Genomic DNA, 14,443 nt, shown 5'->3' with positions numbered 1-14,443 from the left:
TCTATGCGCTGACGGAACAGGGGGATGACGGTGAGAGCAGTATAGGCGCAGGAGAAAGGGCGAACAGGTAAATAGTCTGATTTGCAGCGTCGCCCTACGCTGGACGACGCTGCGACGGCGGTGCTCGCCGCGATCAGCCGTGCGGCTGACGGCGTCGGCGCAGCAGCAGCATCAGGGTGCCCAGCAGTCCGCTGACCAGCAGAACCACCGGCAGGATGAGCAGGATGGACATCACCTGATCCTGGTGCTGTTTAACGAAGGGAATGTTGCTGATGGCCAGCCCCAGCCCCATGACCACGCCGACCCACAGCAGGGCGCTGAGCCAGTTGAAGAGCTGAAAGCGGGCGTTATGCAGCCCGGATAGCCCGGCCAGCACCGGCAGAATGGTGCGGACAAAGGCCAAAAAGCGGCCGATCAGCAGCGCCATCAGACCGTGGCGATGAAACAGATTGTAGGCGCGCTGGTGGTACTGGGGCGGTAGCCGCAGCAGCCATCCCTGAACCAGGCGGGTATCCCCCAGCCAGCGCCCCTGCAGATAGCTGAGCCAGCAGCCCAGGCTGGAGGCCACGACCAGCAGGCACAGGGTGGGGAAAAAGGGCAGTACGGAGCGGGCGATCAGGGCTCCAGAGAGCAACAGCAGGCTGTCGCCGGGCAGAAAGGCGGCGGGCAGCAGGCCATTCTCCAGCACCAGCGTGGTGAACAGAATGGCGTAAATGACCCAGACGATATGCGGATCGCTCAGCACGGCGAAATCTTGTGCCCACAGTGCATGCAGGATCTCTTTAATGACTTCCATTACCTTACCTTAATTAACTGCGGACAGGCGCCTGGGGAAACATTGGATCGGATGCCCCTGACCCAGAGAGCGTAACAGACGCTGCGCCAGTCTGATAGACAGCGTAATTACCTACCCAATATAGCACAAGGCCGCCGAAAAACGGACGCGCTGCGATGTTACCATAAATAAAATCATACAATTGTAAATCAATCTGAAATAGCGTGCGGTAATGTGACATCGTCGGCAACGGGCTGAAAAACGGGGGGAATATCGGATGAACCGCAGACGTTTTCGTAAGCCGTTTGGGCGCCATCGCGTGGGCGAGGCGGCGTTTGCGAGGGAAACAGACTGATACAGAATGGTTGCCGCCACAACAGATTGGCGCTTTCATTGTATTATTGACGGATTAGGATAGTAGCAGACCGTTTTTAGGGGAAAGTATAATGAGTAAAGCCGTTCTATGGCTGGGTGTCGGCCTGATGGCACTGTACGTCGGCGGCGCGGCGGCGGAGCCCAATACCTCCGTGGCGATCGATGCGCCGCAGCCCGTCATCGCCTCCCACGCCGCGGCGTCGCCGTCCGCCGCACCCGCGGCACCGTCCGGTGCGGCGCAGGCGCAGATTAAGGTTCCCGCCGCCAGCCTGCGCTATGCGCAGGCGCTGCAGCTGGCGTTTTATCATGAGGTCTACCGGCGCTGTAATCAGCAAAATAGCCTGTCGCCGCTGTATAGCGCCACGGTAGATGCGCTGCGCACGGTGACCTCGCTGGGGGAGAAGAATCGCCTGACGGATCTGCTGTATAACGAGATGGCGGGTAACGCGCTGGGAATGGCGATGGCCAGCGATCCGGATCGCCAGCGCTGCGCCGTGGCCGGCGATATTTATCAGCAGCTGCTGAACAGCGCCGCGCCCGGCGCTCTGCAGCAGGATTTCCGCCTGCAGCTGCCGGCCGATGAGCCGCCCCACGCCTAGCGCTGCGTTTAGGCGAGCCCCAGCTCTTTGGCGGCGTTGGCGATGATCTCCAGCGCCCGCCGGATCTTCACTTCAGACAGGGCGCTAAATCCAAACAGCATCAGCGGCGCGCCGTTGTGCTCCATATAGGCGCATTCCGAGCCGTTGCACATGCTTTGCAGCGTATCGAAGCGCACGCCGTCGCGCAGGCAGCGCTCGCGCAGCTGATTAACCCGCTGCGCCGGGAGATCGGTCTTCAGGGTCAGGTGCAGTCCCGATGAGGTGCCCAGCAGACGCGCGCGTGGAAACAGGGCGCTTAGCCCTTCGCGCAGCAGCTTCTGCCGCGCAGCGTACTCCAGCTCCAGCTTGCGCAGGTGGCGGTGATAGCCCTGATCCTGCATAAAATCGGCCAGAAACTGTTGATATAGCCAGCTGGCGCCGTGGTTCCACAGCGCCTTCAGATTAAGGATCGGCTCCACCAGCCGATCCGGGCAGACCATAAATCCGAGCCGCATGCCCGGCCCCAGAGTTTTGGAGAAGCTGCTCAGGTAGATCACGTTGTTAGCGTCCTCCAGCGACTTTAGCGCCGGCAGCGGCTGCGTCCCGTAGAGGAACGTGGTGTCGTAGTCATCTTCGATCACGTAGGCGTTGGAGCGGCGCGACCAGTCGAGCAGGGCCAGGCGGCGCGCCAGCGGCAGGGTGCTGCCCACCGGATATTGGTGCGACGGGGTCACATAGGCCAGCGCGCACTGCTGCTCAGGCAGCAGATCGGTGCGCAGTCCGCCGTCATCGACCGGGATGGCGTGAATATGGGGAGCGAAGCTGTTGAACAGGTTCCAGGCGCCGGAGTAGCACGGCGATTCGACGGCGATGTGCTCCTGCGGCGTCAGCAGGGTGCGCGCCAGCAGCGCCAGCCCCTCCTGCACGCCGTTGGTGACGATGATGTGCTGCGGATCGGTGTGGATGCCGCGGGCGCTGGCCAGGTATTTAACCAGCTCCTGGCGCAGCGACAGCAGTCCGGCCGGAGGATGATAGCGGGTCATCAGCAGGTGCTTGCTGCGCGAGGCCTTGTTGTTCCAGCTGCGCCAGCGCTGCCAGGGAAAGGCCGACTCATCGGGATTGCCCAGGCTGAAGAACAGCGGGCTGTTGACGTCGACGTAGGTTTCCGGCGCCTGGGTACACAGCACGCTGGGCGGATGATCCAGCTCCTGCTGCGCCGCCGGGGTCTCCGGCAGATCGATGTGGCTGGCCAGCACGACGTTATAGCCGACGCCGGGGCGACTGGCGATGAACCCCTCCTGCAGCAGCTTCTCATAGACGGCGGTAATGGTATTGCGTGAGACCTGCAGCTTGCTGCCCAGCTCGCGAATCGAGGGCAGGCGTTCGCCGCACTGCAGCGAACCATCGTGCAGGGCGGTATGAAACTGTTGGTAGATTTGTTTTTGCAGCGAAAGTGGGCTGTTACGGTCCAAAGTAAACGACAGCATGCCTGTTCCAAACGGGATCAATGACCTAATGGATCCACTATTATCACAGTGGATGGCGATGTGCACGCGGCATGCGCGGCTGTCCACATAAATTGTACGGCGCTGTCAGCGCTTGGCGTTTACCTTGGATGCTCAGGCAAACCACAGGTAGTAGAGATCAAAGGCCAGCAGCAGCAGTGAGACGGCCAGATAGAACAGCAGGTGGTGACGGACGTTATCGATAAAGCGGTGAATCAGGCGATTGAACATGGGCTTTCACGGCGCAGGAGACGGAGCCTGAGTATAGGTAAAATGGCGCGCGCCCTCAACCCGGGCGCAGACCGCGGCGTTAGGCCGCGCGGACGGACGCGACGTCAGTAAATATGGCGGATCAGGTTATACAGATAGCACAGTTCGATGCGATTCTTGACCCGGATCTTTTCGACCAGACGGCGCTTATAGGCATAGACGGTGCGCGGGCTGAGGCGCAGGCGCTGTGCGATACGGTGGTTGGGCGTCTGCTGCATCCAGTCGTGCATCACCATGATTTCACGCGTAGTCAGCAGCGGCCAGGCGCCGTAGCGCTGCTCCAGCAGGTGCGCCGGCGGCGTCTGGCGCGGGGCGTGACAGCAAAGCAGGCGCAGCAGGGTTGGCGTCATTTTTTTATTGATGAGGTAGATGTTGCGCTGAAGGTAGAGCGGCAGCTGCGTATAGGGATAGTGAGCCTGGGTGTAAATAAAGCAGGTCGCCCGCTGCGGATAGCGAAAGAATGCCTGCAGCGGCAGGTCGAGAGGATCGTGTTTACAATAAGGCGTCAGGTTGGCAAAGATAATATCTGGGTTTTTCTCCATTCCGCCGGCGATGAGCGCATCCAGGGTTGAGACATAATTAACATTTATATTTTTTTCATTTTGAATAAAAAGACTGATCCCCAGCCGGGTATAGCGGCAGGGTTCAAGCACCAGTAGTTCCATGGGGTATCCTTAACGCTGGCATCGTCCGTGTTTGCCGTTATCGCCGCTATTACCGTTGTGCCGGGGTGCAGGCAGGAATAAACGCATGCGGAGGGGCGCAGAGAGAAAACGGCGGATAATACAGGAGCACAGCCTAGGGTTTTATTACCTACGCTGTCAATGGAAAATATATTATTGCGTCAACTAATGCATTATTTCTATCTGTAAATAATAAAATATATAAAGAATGAATTTATTATTGTCACTATTTTCGTTTTTATCAAAAATAATCCGATCGGTCGCGCGTCCCCGATCGGTAGAGGACTATTCCGTGCGCGGCGCAAAGCGGCTCAGGCGGAAAGGGGTTAAATCGTAGCCGGGCGCGGCGTCCGTCGCCAGGCGCACCACCAATTCTCCCAGCGCGGTGGCGAACTTAAAGCCGTTGACGCCCAGTCCGCTGACGATGCTGATGGCCGGGGCGGTGGGCAGCGTATCGATTATAAAGTGGCCATCCGGCGTCATGGCCACGCTGGCAATATCACCGTAGAGGCAGTCGCCTGTCTGGGGCAGAAAGGCGCGCAGGTAGTCGTGGATTTCGATATCTTCGCCGACGTCCCGCGCGCTGGGGCAGCGGGCGCTGGGCGAAGGGGGGATGAGGCCGCCATCGTAGCGCCCGGCCTTCAGGGCGCCGTCGACGGCGGGAAAGCTGTAGAAGTGGGCGCCCTGGGGCATCATCGTATGCAGGGCCGGGAAATGGCGCTGTTCGCTGAAGCGAGCGTCGGCCTGATACCAGGCAAAGGGTTTACACCGGGTTTGCAGCGGCAGCGTAGGCAGCAGCGCGCGCACCCCGGCGCCGGCGCAGAGGGCGACGCGGCGCGCCCGCCATTCGCCGCGCGGGCCGAGCAGACGCACGCCATCGCGCTCGGCCAGCACGGCGTGCAGCGGACAGTCAAAATAGGGGTGAGCACCCAGCTCAACGGCTTTTTCAAGCAGGGTGGCGATAGCCAGATGGCACTTCAGATAACCGGCGTTGGGCTCCAGCAGGGCGGCGTAGTGCTCCGGCGCGGTAATCGTCGGCCAGCGTTCGCGCAGCGCGGCGCGATCCAGGGCGTGGATGGCGATCCTGTGGGCGCGGGCGCTGGCGTGGATCTCGCGGAGAAAGGCGGTATCTCGCGGCGCCAGGCTGAGCACGCCGCAGCGGTGAAACAGGGGCAGGGCGCTGATCTCCTCTAGCGCCTGCCACAGCTGCTGGGCTCGCAGGGCCAGCGGCGTATAGATATCTCCGCCGGCGCCGGCGTGGCGGATAATCCGGGTGTCACCGTGGTGGCCACCCAGGCGGTGCGGCGGGCTGTGGCTGTCAAACAGCGCGACGCGCAGACCGGCCAGCGCCGCGTAGTAACCCGCTGCCGCGCCGACGGAGCCACTGCCAACGATAGCCAGATCATAATCCATATCCGCCTCCGAGAGGTGGGGCCCAGCCCCGTGGCCCGCGCATCGCCGCGGGATATGGATAAGTATATATCGGGATAGCGGGCGCTGCATGGCACCCCGCTATCGCGCGCGGCGGGATGGGAAAAAGAAACACCGCCGCGGCGGTGTTGGTGTGGGGTGTCGGCCACCGCCGTGGGCGGCGGGGCGGGATCGGACGGGGGCGCGGTGCTAATCCCACCGTCCCTAGTGCCTGATGTAGTCACTCTGCAGGCAGTCGCCGGACTCAATTTTGGCAATGCCCGCTTCCAGTATGGTGATCAGTTGCCGGGCAACGTCGGTGGTTAACCACAGGGTACGGTCAACCCGAGCATCTTCCGGTGGCTGATTCTGTGATGAAAGATAGTGAAGGCGGATCATGAGAGCGTCGTAGCTGTCTACGGTACTGATATCCCAACCAATAACGGGATGCGTCTGGATAACTTCATCCTTGCCGTTCATAAGACCCCCTTAAGCGTAGTGACTGACATGAGTTACTCACCAGGATCAATAAACGCATACCATGCGCTTTCTCAGTATATGCATCTCTGGGCCGCCCGGCCTATTTTTTCTGCACGCGGGGCGGCGTCGCTACTCGGGGTCGTCGGGAGAGAACCAGTCGTCGGCGCTTTCCCAGGTCTCCTGCAGGATGGTTTCGACGATCTCCCGATCGCTCTTGATGCCGCCCAGTATGCTCAGGCCGTTGGCGCCGGCCTGGCGCACCTGCACGGCGCAGTCGGGGTAGTGGCGCTGGATTCGGCGGGAAAATTCCTGGTGAAAGGCGTCAAGCGCACCCGGAGGCAGAGGGTTGCGCTTGTCCAACGTCAGTTCGATGCGCATGGGTAACTCCCTATGAGTAATTTACTGTAAATATATACAGCTATTATCTTAGGGTTGCAAGGGGCGCCCGGGATTTTTCTCTGCGCAGGATCAGCGGATGCCGTTTTCAGAGACTTTATCGACCGCGATGCCCAGCGCCTCCAGCGAGCCGCGCTGCGCATCGCTTAAGCGGTAGTCGGTGATCACCCGGCTGATGGCGCCGATGGGCTGCAGCGGGTTGGGGTGGATCTGGCCGAACTTGGAGGCGTCGGTCAGGATGATGTTCTCCACGCCCTTGGCCAGCACGGCGTTGACCACCTCGGCGCGCATCATGTCGCGCCCGGTAAAGCCGGCCTCGGGATGAAAGCCGTCGATGCCGATGAAGGCCTTACTGAAGTAGACCTGCTGGATGCACTGGCGAGTCAGCGGGCCGACCACGGTTTCACTGCGCTTCTGATGCAGACCGCCCATCAGGATCACGTCGCAGTCGGTCTCTTTCAGCAGATGGGCGATATAGGTGCTGACGGTGACCAGAGTGACCTGCTTGCGCTCGGCCAGATAGCGGGCCAGCAGGGCGTTGGTGCTGCCGCTTTCGATGAAGATGGTCTCCCCGTCGTTGACCAGGGACGCCGCGTAGGCGGCCAGCTGCTGCTTCAGGGTGAAGTTAATCATCATGCGAGCATCGACGTCCTCGCTCTCCAGGGCGACGGCGAAGCCGTGCACCCGCTTGAGGTAGCTGCGTTTTTCCAGCTGCGTCAGATCCTGACGGATGGTGACCTCGGAAACCTGGCAGGTGCGGGCCAGGTCGGCGACGCTGATGCGACGCTGATCGTTGACCAATTGCAGAATGCGTTGTTGTCTGGCGTTCATAGTGTCCTGTGCGGGCAGACGGCGGATGCCGGTGTGTTTCCATGCCGTCGTTTTTCGCCATGATAACACCGCAGCCCGGCGGGATGAATACGCCGCGGGGCGTTCGCGCCGCAGAGGCGCGCGGTGGCGAGGGGTGCGGAGTGTAAGGCGTCTGTTGCGCTTATGCTGCCTAAGGTCAAAAAATCAGCTCTAGCGCACAAAAAACAGGCGAACAATCTCTGCTTTATTTGATTTGAATCAATTTTGGTATGACCAAATTACCCTTTGTGGTATCGTGGCCACCGTGAACGAACGACAGTAACCTTCGTCAGCCAAGCCGCCACTCTGGGTCATGCGGAAGTCATCTTTGGTTAACGAATGGTTTGCATTTTTTACCAAGGGAGAAAGCTTTGAGCGCAGCAAAGAAAAAAATCGTGATTGTTGGCGGTGGTGCCGGCGGACTCGAACTGGCAACCAGCCTGGGGCATTCGCTGGGGCGCAAGGGTAAGGCGGAGATCGTGCTTATCGATCGCAACCACAGCCACCTGTGGAAGCCGCTGCTGCATGAAGTGGCGACGGGATCGCTGGATGACGGCGTCGATGCGCTGAGCTATCTGGCCCATGCGCGTAACCACCATTTCACCTTTCAGCTGGGCAGCATGACGGCGCTCGATCGTCAGTCCCGCCGGGTCACGCTGGCGGAGATCCGCGATGAGCAGGATACGCTGCTGGTTGCCGAGCGTCAGCTGGACTATGACATTCTGGTGATGGCCCTGGGCAGCACCTCAAACGATTTCGGCACGCCGGGCGTGAGTCAGAACTGCATCTTCCTGGACAGCCCGCAGCAGGCGCACCGCTTCCATAACGAAATGCTTAATCTGTTCCTGAAGTACTCTGCGGCGGGAAAAACGGACGAGCAGGTGAATATTGCCATCGTCGGCGGCGGGGCGACCGGCGTCGAACTGTCCGCCGAGCTGCACAACGCGGTGAAACAGCTGCAGAGCTACGGCTATGAGAATCTGAGCAGCGCCGCGCTAAACGTGACGCTGGTGGAGGCGGGCGAACGCATTCTGCCGGCGCTGCCGCCGCGTATCTCCGCCGCGGCCCACCAAGAGCTGACCAATCTTGGGGTGCGTGTCTTGACCAACACCATGGTGACCCGCGCCGAGGCCAACGGCCTGCAGACCAAAGCGGGCGAGTTTATCCCGGCCGATCTGATGGTGTGGGCGGCCGGGATCAAGGCGCCGGACTTCCTGCGCGATATCGGCGGCCTGGAGACCAACCGAATCAATCAGCTGGTGGTGAAGCCGACGCTGCAGACTACCCTGGATAGCCATATCTTCGCCATCGGCGACTGCGCGGCCTGCGCACAGCCGGACGGGCGCAATGTGCCGCCGCGCGGCCAGGCGGCCCACCAGATGGCGACGCTGTGCGCCGCCAATATCCTGGCGCTGCTGAAGGCGGCGCCGCTGAAGGATTATCTCTATCACGATCGCGGGTCGCTGGTCTCCCTGTCGGAGTTCAGCACCGTGGGCAGCCTGATGGGGAATCTGACGCGGGGCTCAATGATGATCGAAGGGCGTATCGCGCGCATCATGTATGTCTCGCTGTACCGCATGCACCAGATTGCGCTGCACGGATATATGAAGACCGGTCTGATGATGCTGGTCGATAGCATCAACCGGGTGATCCGCCCGCACCTGAAGCTGCACTGATCGCATCGCGAGACGACGGACGCCGCCGCGGCGCCCGTCGCTTTCCCCCCCTTGACCCTGCCCAGCGCGGCGCGCACACTGGATAGCTCATTAATATCGCAGTGGTTGTCCATAATGCCTCGTCTATCCGCCGTCCGCTTCTCCCTGACGCCGCAAGAGCTGATCCTGATCTTCATCACCATGCTGTGGGGCGGCACCTTTCTGATCGTGCACCGCGCCATGACGGTGAGCGGCCCGTTTTTCTTTGTCGGCCTGCGCTTTGCCGCCGCCACGCTGGTGCTGGGGGCGATCTCCTGGCGTCATCTGCGCGGTTTTACCCGGCGGGAGCTGCTGTGGGGGCTTTGCATCGGGGCGGCGATCGCCGCCGGCTATGGCCTGCAAACCTATGGGCTACAGACCATCAGCAGTAGCAAGTCCGCCTTTATGACCGCGCTGTATGTGCCGCTGGTGCCGCTGCTGCAGTGGCTGTTTCTGGGGCGTCGCCCGCGTCTGATGGCGTGGCTGGGCATCGGGCTGGCATTTGTCGGGCTACTGCTGCTGGCCGGGCCGCAGGATGGCACGCTGACGCTGGGGGCCGGAGAGACGGCGACGCTATTCAGCACCTTGGCCATTGCGGCGGAGATCATCCTGATCAGCGGCTGCGCCGGACGGGTGGACGTGCGGCGGGTCACGGTGATCCAGCTGGCGACGGCCTCGCTGCTCGGCTTTGCGCTGATGGCGCCAAACGGCGAATCGGTGCCGCCCTATTCAGGCTACCTGCTGCTCAGCGCGCTGGGACTGGGTCTGGCCAGCGGGATCATTCAGGTGACCATGAACTGGGCGCAGCGCAGCGTTTCGCCAACCCGCGCCACGGTGATCTACGCCGGCGAGCCGGTGTGGGCCGGGGTGGTGGGGCGTATCGCCGGTGAGCGTCTGCCGGGGGTGGCGCTGCTGGGCGCGGCGCTGATCGTGGTGGGGGTGCTGATCAGCGAGCTGAAGCCGCGCCGCCGCGGCCGCCACCGCCCGACGTCAGAATTATCCTGAATCTGCTCCATGCCGCGGCCGCGCGGTGATTTTCTCCCTTATTCCGATTGTTGCCCGGGCGTAGGCTGCGCACACTGGCGGCGATTATTGCGAAATCACCGGTCGCGCCCGTGCCCACTTCTGCGCACGGCGGACCGCTAAGGGAGAAGATCGGGATGAATAAATCCATGCTGGGCGGTATCGGTATTGGGGTGGCGGCGGCGCTGAGCGTGGCCGCCGTGGCCGGGCTGAAGGTGTTTGATGCGCCGCCGCAGTATGCGCAGGTGCTGTCGGCGGTGCCGATCCATGACACCATCAAGACGCCGCGTAGGGTGTGCCGCGACGTGGCGGTGACCCACCGCCGGGCGGTGCAGGACGAAAACCGGCTGGCGGGCTCGCTGCTGGGGGCCGTGGCCGGCGGGGTGCTGGGTCACCAGGTCGGCAACGGTCGAGGACGCGATGTGGCGACCGTGCTGGGCGCGCTGGGCGGCGGCTATGCCGGTCATCAGATCCAGGGGACGATGCAGCAGAATGACACCTACACCACCCGTGAGCAGCGCTGCACCACGGAGTATGATAAATCCCGTCGTCTGCTAGGCTACGATGTGACCTACCGCATCGGCGATCGGCGCGGTCGGGTGCGCATGGAGAGCGATCCCGGCCAGCAGATCCCGCTGGACGGCAACGGCCAGCTGATCATCGGGCAGGGCGATCGCCGGGCCTGAGGCGAAGAGACGCGGCGCGGCCAGAGGCCGACGCCGCTCTTCTGAGCGGGTGCGCCGCCGCTAGATGCGATGTTCGGCGAAGTCGGCCAGCAGACGCTCGACGAAGGCGAGGCGCGCCTGACGCTCGCTGAGATCGCAGATGAACTTCAGCTTACTGGGGCCATCCAGTCGGAAGACGCCCGGCTGCTGCTGCAGCAGGCCGATCAGATACAGCGGATCGACGTGGTTCTTTTCGCTGAACTCGATGAATCCCCCCTTATCGTGCCCCTCAATCCGGCGGATCCCCAGCGCCGCGGCCTGCTGGCGCAGTGCGGCGCACTGCAGCAGGTTACGCGCCGCATCGGGCAGCGCCCCGAAGCGATCGATCAGCTCCGCGCGCAGGTCGGCGAGGGTATCCCCATCGCTGGCGCTGGCGATACGCTTGTAGAAAGAGAGACGGGTGCCGACGTCGGGGATCATCTCCTCCGGCAGCAGGGTAGGCATACGCAGCTCCACCTCGGTCTGCTGGCTGGTGAGATCCTCCAGGGAGGGTTCGCGCCCCTCTTTCAGCGCCGTGACCGCGCTTTCCAGCAGCTCCATATACAGCGAGAAGCCTACGCTGGCCATCTGACCGCTCTGATCGTCCCCCAGCAGCTCGCCGGCGCCGCGGATCTCCAGATCGTGCGTCGCCAGGGCAAAGCCGGCGCCGAGATCCTCCAGCGAGGCAATCGCCTCCAGCCGCTTCTGCGCATCGACGGTCATCGCCTTGGGCGGTGGGGTGAGCAGGTAGGCATAGGCCTGATGATACGAGCGCCCGACGCGCCCGCGCAGCTGGTGCAGCTGCGCCAGGCCAAAGTGGTCCGCTCGCTCAATGATGATGGTGTTGGCGCTGGGAATATCGATACCGGTTTCGATTATGGTGGTGCAGACCAATACGTTAAAGCGCTGGTGGTGAAAATCATTCATCACCCGCTCCAGCTCGCGCTCGCGCATCTGCCCGTGGCCGATGGCGATGCGCGCCTCCGGCACCAGGGTCGCCAGGCGATCGGCGGCTTTCTGGATGGTGTCGACGTCGTTGTACAGGTAGTACACCTGACCGCCGCGCAGGGTTTCACGCAGAATGGCCTCGCGCACCACCAGGCTGTCATATTCGCGGACAAAGGTCTTTACCGCCATGCGCCGCGCCGGCGGGGTGGCGATGATGGAGAGATCGCGCATGCCGCTCATGGCCATGTTCAGGGTGCGCGGGATCGGCGTCGCCGTGAGCGTCAGAATATCCACATCGGCGCGCATCGCCTTGATGCGCTCCTTCTGGCGTACGCCGAAGCGATGCTCTTCGTCGACGATCAGCAGCCCCAGATCGCTCCACTGTACGTCGTTCTGCAGCAGCTTGTGGGTGCCGATCAGAATATCGACCTTGCCGTCGGCGGTGTCCGCCAGCACCTGCGCCTGCTCTTTGGCGCTGCGGAAACGGGAGATCAGCTCAATGCGCACCGGCCAGTTGGCGAAGCGGTCGCGGAAGTTATCGTAGTGCTGCTGGGCCAGCAGGGTGGTCGGCACCAGCACCGCTACCTGCTTGCCGCTGTGCACCGCCAGGAAGGCGGCGCGCATGGCCACTTCGGTTTTCCCGAAGCCGACGTCGCCGCACACCAGGCGATCCATGGCCAGCGGCTGGCACATGTCGCTGAGCACCGCGTTGATGGCGATCTCCTGATCCGCGGTGGTTTCAAACGGGAAACCTTGACAGAACAGCTGGTAGGCCTCGCGGTCGTGACGGAAGGCAAACCCCGCCTTGGCGGCGCGCATCGCATAGATATCCAGCAGCTCGGCCGCCACGTCGCGCACCTTTTCCGCGGCCTTTTGCCGGGCGCGGGTCCAGGCATCGCCGCCCAGGCGGTGCAGCGGCGCGCTGTCATCGGCGCCGCCGGCGTAGCGGCTGAGCAGGTGCAGCGAGGAGACCGGAACGTACAGCTTGGCGTCGCCGGCGTAGCTGAGGATCAGGTATTCGCCCTTGATCCCGCCCGCCTCCAGGGTGGTCATCCCGCCGTAGCGGCCCACGCCGTGCTCCAGGTGTACGACCGGTTGACCGGGCGTCAGCTCCGCCAGGTTGCGGATCAGCGTATCGGTGTTGATGGTGCGGCGGCTATCCTGGCGACGGCGGCTAACGCGCTCGCCGAGCAGATCGCTTTCGCAGATCAGCGCCAGCGCCAGCGGTGCGTTGATAAAACCGTGCTCGCTGGCGCCGACCATGATGTAGCGACCGCCGGGCTCGGCCTCCTCAAGCCGGGCGATCAGCCGCGGCGCCACCTGAATGCGCGCCAGCAGCTCCAGCAGGGTTTCGCGGCGGCCTTCGCTTTCTGCGCTGAACACCACGCTGCCGCTAAACTCCGCCAGGAAGCGCTGCAGATTAGCCAGGGGCTTCTTGCTCTGCGCCTCTACCGCCAGGGTCGGCAGCGGCTGGTAGTGCAGGTTGGTGTGACCGGCGTGGTCGTCGAGCGCGTCGCGGGTCAGCTGAATGCGCGGCCACTGCTTGAGGGCGGCGAACAGTTCATCCACGCGCATCCACAGGCTTTCCGGCGGCAGCAGCGGACGCATCGGGTCGATGCCGCGGCTGGCCCGGCGCTGTTCAATGTCCTGCCAGAAGCGTTCGGCGGCCTGGTGCAGATCGCCCAGCCCCAGCAGCAGCGTACCCGCCGGCAGGTAGCTGAACAGCGTCGGCAGCGGCTGGTTAAAGAACAGCGGCTGCCAGTATTCGATCCCGGCGGGCCAGATCCTTTTACTGACCTGCTGGTAGATGTGCTCGGCGTCACGGCGCACCTCAAAGTGTTCGCGCCACTGGCTGCGGAACAGTTCGATGGCCGTCTGATCGGTGGGAAACTCGTGGGCCGGCAGCAGATCGATGCGCTCGACCTCGTTCAGGGTGCGCTGACTGTCGACGTCGAACAGGCGCAGGCTGTCGATCTCATCGTCGAAAAAGTCGATGCGATAGGGTTCGTCGCTGCCCATCGGGAACAGGTCGAGTAGGGCGCCGCGGGTCGCGAACTCCCCGTGCTCCATCACCTGATCCACGCTGCGGTAGCCCGCCTGCTCCAGCTGGGCGCGCAGGACATCGCGCGACAGGCGCTGCCCCTTTTTCATCACCAGCGCATGTCCGTGCAGGAAGCTGTGCGGGCAGACGCGCTGCATCAGCGTATTGATCGGCAGTATGATGATCCCGCGCTCCATCCCCGGCAGATGGTAGAGGCAGGAGAGGCGGGCGGAGATGATATCCTGGTGCGGCGAGAAGCTATCGTAGGGCAGCGTCTCCCAGTCGGCCAGGGTCGTGACCCACTGGCGGCTGAACTGGGGAATTTCGTCGCGCAGGCGCAGGGCGGTCTGCATGTCGGGCACCACCAGCATCACGGGGCCGGCGTGCCGCTCAGCGATTTCGGCGCACTCCAGCGCGCAGGCGGAGCCGCTCAGCTGGCCCAGTTGGCGGACGTCGCCCGCGCGCGCGGGCAGCGGGTAACGTTCTGGCAGGGTAAGACGGTATTGTTCAGACATAGGGCGTTTGAGGATCTCGTGTACGTCGTCTCCCGGTGCGGGGAACTCAACGGATGTCAGCGTAGATAATATCACTATAAACCCGCAGGGAGACAAGCGTGGGTTTCACGCGTGCGCTGCGTGCGTCTCTGCGCGGCGGGCGCGGAGATGACCATTGTGATAACCTGTTCACAGACATATACTTGCCAATCACTTTG

13 protein-coding genes are annotated in these 14,443 nt (G+C 62.7%); 4 read left to right on the top strand and 9 right to left on the bottom strand.

The features are described from left to right. Positions 1–133: 133 nt before the first annotated feature. The gene (locus tag BRD58_RS10930) at positions 134–796 is read right to left on the bottom strand and encodes a DedA family protein (RefSeq protein ID WP_012848914.1); all 663 of its coding nucleotides are present in this window, start codon (positions 794–796) and stop codon (positions 134–136) included. A 425-nt stretch (positions 797–1,221) separates the two neighbouring features. On the opposite strand from BRD58_RS10930, the gene BRD58_RS10925 reads away from it, so the two are divergent. Beyond that, positions 1,222–1,749, top strand: a complete 528-nt coding sequence (locus tag BRD58_RS10925; RefSeq protein ID WP_012848913.1) for a hypothetical protein — start codon at positions 1,222–1,224, stop codon at positions 1,747–1,749. Positions 1,750–1,757: 8 nt separating this feature from the next. Here the strand turns inward: BRD58_RS10925 and pdxR are convergent, their stop codons facing one another. The 7 genes from pdxR to BRD58_RS10890 all read right to left on the bottom strand — a co-directional run bounded on the left by pdxR (position 1,758) and on the right by BRD58_RS10890 (position 7,303). Further along, the gene (gene pdxR / locus BRD58_RS10920) at positions 1,758–3,215 is read right to left on the bottom strand and encodes a MocR-like pyridoxine biosynthesis transcription factor PdxR (protein ID WP_012848912.1); all 1,458 of its coding nucleotides are present in this window, start codon (positions 3,213–3,215) and stop codon (positions 1,758–1,760) included. A 132-nt stretch (positions 3,216–3,347) separates the two neighbouring features. Then, positions 3,348–3,464: a YceO family protein gene (locus BRD58_RS10915; RefSeq protein WP_012848911.1), complete on the bottom strand. Its 117-nt coding sequence runs from the start codon at positions 3,462–3,464 to the stop codon at positions 3,348–3,350. A 104-nt stretch (positions 3,465–3,568) separates the two neighbouring features. Then, entirely contained in the window at positions 3,569–4,168 is a 600-nt protein-coding gene (locus BRD58_RS10910; protein ID WP_012848910.1) for a LuxR C-terminal-related transcriptional regulator, read from the bottom strand. A gap of 303 nt (positions 4,169–4,471) precedes the next feature. After that, complete coding sequence (gene solA / locus BRD58_RS10905; protein WP_073382906.1) at positions 4,472–5,599, bottom strand: N-methyl-L-tryptophan oxidase; 1,128 nt, start codon at positions 5,597–5,599, stop codon at positions 4,472–4,474. Between the two features lie 222 nt (positions 5,600–5,821). Next, positions 5,822–6,076: a biofilm formation regulator BssS gene (gene bssS / locus BRD58_RS10900; protein ID WP_012848908.1), complete on the bottom strand. Its 255-nt coding sequence runs from the start codon at positions 6,074–6,076 to the stop codon at positions 5,822–5,824. Positions 6,077–6,205: 129 nt separating this feature from the next. Next, entirely contained in the window at positions 6,206–6,454 is a 249-nt protein-coding gene (gene dinI / locus BRD58_RS10895) for a DNA damage-inducible protein I (protein WP_012848907.1), read from the bottom strand. Positions 6,455–6,544: 90 nt separating this feature from the next. Next, positions 6,545–7,303: a DeoR/GlpR family DNA-binding transcription regulator gene (locus BRD58_RS10890; RefSeq protein ID WP_015461763.1), complete on the bottom strand. Its 759-nt coding sequence runs from the start codon at positions 7,301–7,303 to the stop codon at positions 6,545–6,547. Between the two features lie 389 nt (positions 7,304–7,692). On the opposite strand from BRD58_RS10890, the gene BRD58_RS10885 reads away from it, so the two are divergent. The 3 genes from BRD58_RS10885 to BRD58_RS10875 all read left to right on the top strand — a co-directional run bounded on the left by BRD58_RS10885 (position 7,693) and on the right by BRD58_RS10875 (position 10,724). Further along, a complete protein-coding gene (locus BRD58_RS10885; protein ID WP_012848905.1) occupies positions 7,693–8,997 on the top strand; it encodes an NAD(P)/FAD-dependent oxidoreductase in 1,305 nt (434 codons plus the stop codon). 114 nt (positions 8,998–9,111) lie between these two features. After that, the gene (locus BRD58_RS10880) at positions 9,112–10,020 is read left to right on the top strand and encodes a DMT family transporter (RefSeq protein WP_034167955.1); all 909 of its coding nucleotides are present in this window, start codon (positions 9,112–9,114) and stop codon (positions 10,018–10,020) included. A 155-nt stretch (positions 10,021–10,175) separates the two neighbouring features. Further along, the gene (locus tag BRD58_RS10875; RefSeq protein WP_015461760.1) at positions 10,176–10,724 is read left to right on the top strand and encodes a glycine zipper 2TM domain-containing protein; all 549 of its coding nucleotides are present in this window, start codon (positions 10,176–10,178) and stop codon (positions 10,722–10,724) included. A gap of 60 nt (positions 10,725–10,784) precedes the next feature. On the opposite strand, the gene mfd is transcribed toward BRD58_RS10875, so the two are convergent. Further along, positions 10,785–14,246 (bottom strand): transcription-repair coupling factor, encoded by a 3,462-nt coding sequence (gene mfd / locus BRD58_RS10870; protein ID WP_069578773.1) that lies wholly within the window; start codon positions 14,244–14,246, stop codon positions 10,785–10,787. Positions 14,247–14,443: the final 197 nt, after the last annotated feature.

The organism is Edwardsiella piscicida (assembly GCF_001896205.1).
Lineage (GTDB): Bacteria > Pseudomonadota > Gammaproteobacteria > Enterobacterales > Enterobacteriaceae > Edwardsiella > Edwardsiella piscicida.
This window is presented reverse-complemented; position numbering and strand designations above follow the sequence as displayed.

Bases quoted from the DNA above. Each gene is read 5' to 3' on its own strand.
- BRD58_RS10930 (WP_012848914.1), bottom strand. From the start codon at position 796: ATGGAAGTCATTAAAGAGATCCTGCATGCACTGTGGGCACAAGATTTC.
- BRD58_RS10925 (WP_012848913.1), top strand. From the start codon at position 1,222: ATGAGTAAAGCCGTTCTATGGCTGGGTGTCGGCCTGATGGCACTGTAC.
- pdxR (WP_012848912.1), bottom strand. From the start codon at position 3,215: ATGCTGTCGTTTACTTTGGACCGTAACAGCCCACTTTCGCTGCAAAAA.
- BRD58_RS10915 (WP_012848911.1), bottom strand. From the start codon at position 3,464: ATGTTCAATCGCCTGATTCACCGCTTTATCGATAACGTCCGTCACCAC.
- BRD58_RS10910 (WP_012848910.1), bottom strand. From the start codon at position 4,168: ATGGAACTACTGGTGCTTGAACCCTGCCGCTATACCCGGCTGGGGATC.
- solA (WP_073382906.1), bottom strand. From the start codon at position 5,599: ATGGATTATGATCTGGCTATCGTTGGCAGTGGCTCCGTCGGCGCGGCA.
- bssS (WP_012848908.1), bottom strand. From the start codon at position 6,076: ATGAACGGCAAGGATGAAGTTATCCAGACGCATCCCGTTATTGGTTGG.
- dinI (WP_012848907.1), bottom strand. From the start codon at position 6,454: ATGCGCATCGAACTGACGTTGGACAAGCGCAACCCTCTGCCTCCGGGT.
- BRD58_RS10890 (WP_015461763.1), bottom strand. From the start codon at position 7,303: ATGAACGCCAGACAACAACGCATTCTGCAATTGGTCAACGATCAGCGT.
- BRD58_RS10880 (WP_034167955.1), top strand. From the start codon at position 9,112: ATGCCTCGTCTATCCGCCGTCCGCTTCTCCCTGACGCCGCAAGAGCTG.
- BRD58_RS10875 (WP_015461760.1), top strand. From the start codon at position 10,176: ATGAATAAATCCATGCTGGGCGGTATCGGTATTGGGGTGGCGGCGGCG.
- mfd (WP_069578773.1), bottom strand. From the start codon at position 14,246: ATGTCTGAACAATACCGTCTTACCCTGCCAGAACGTTACCCGCTGCCC.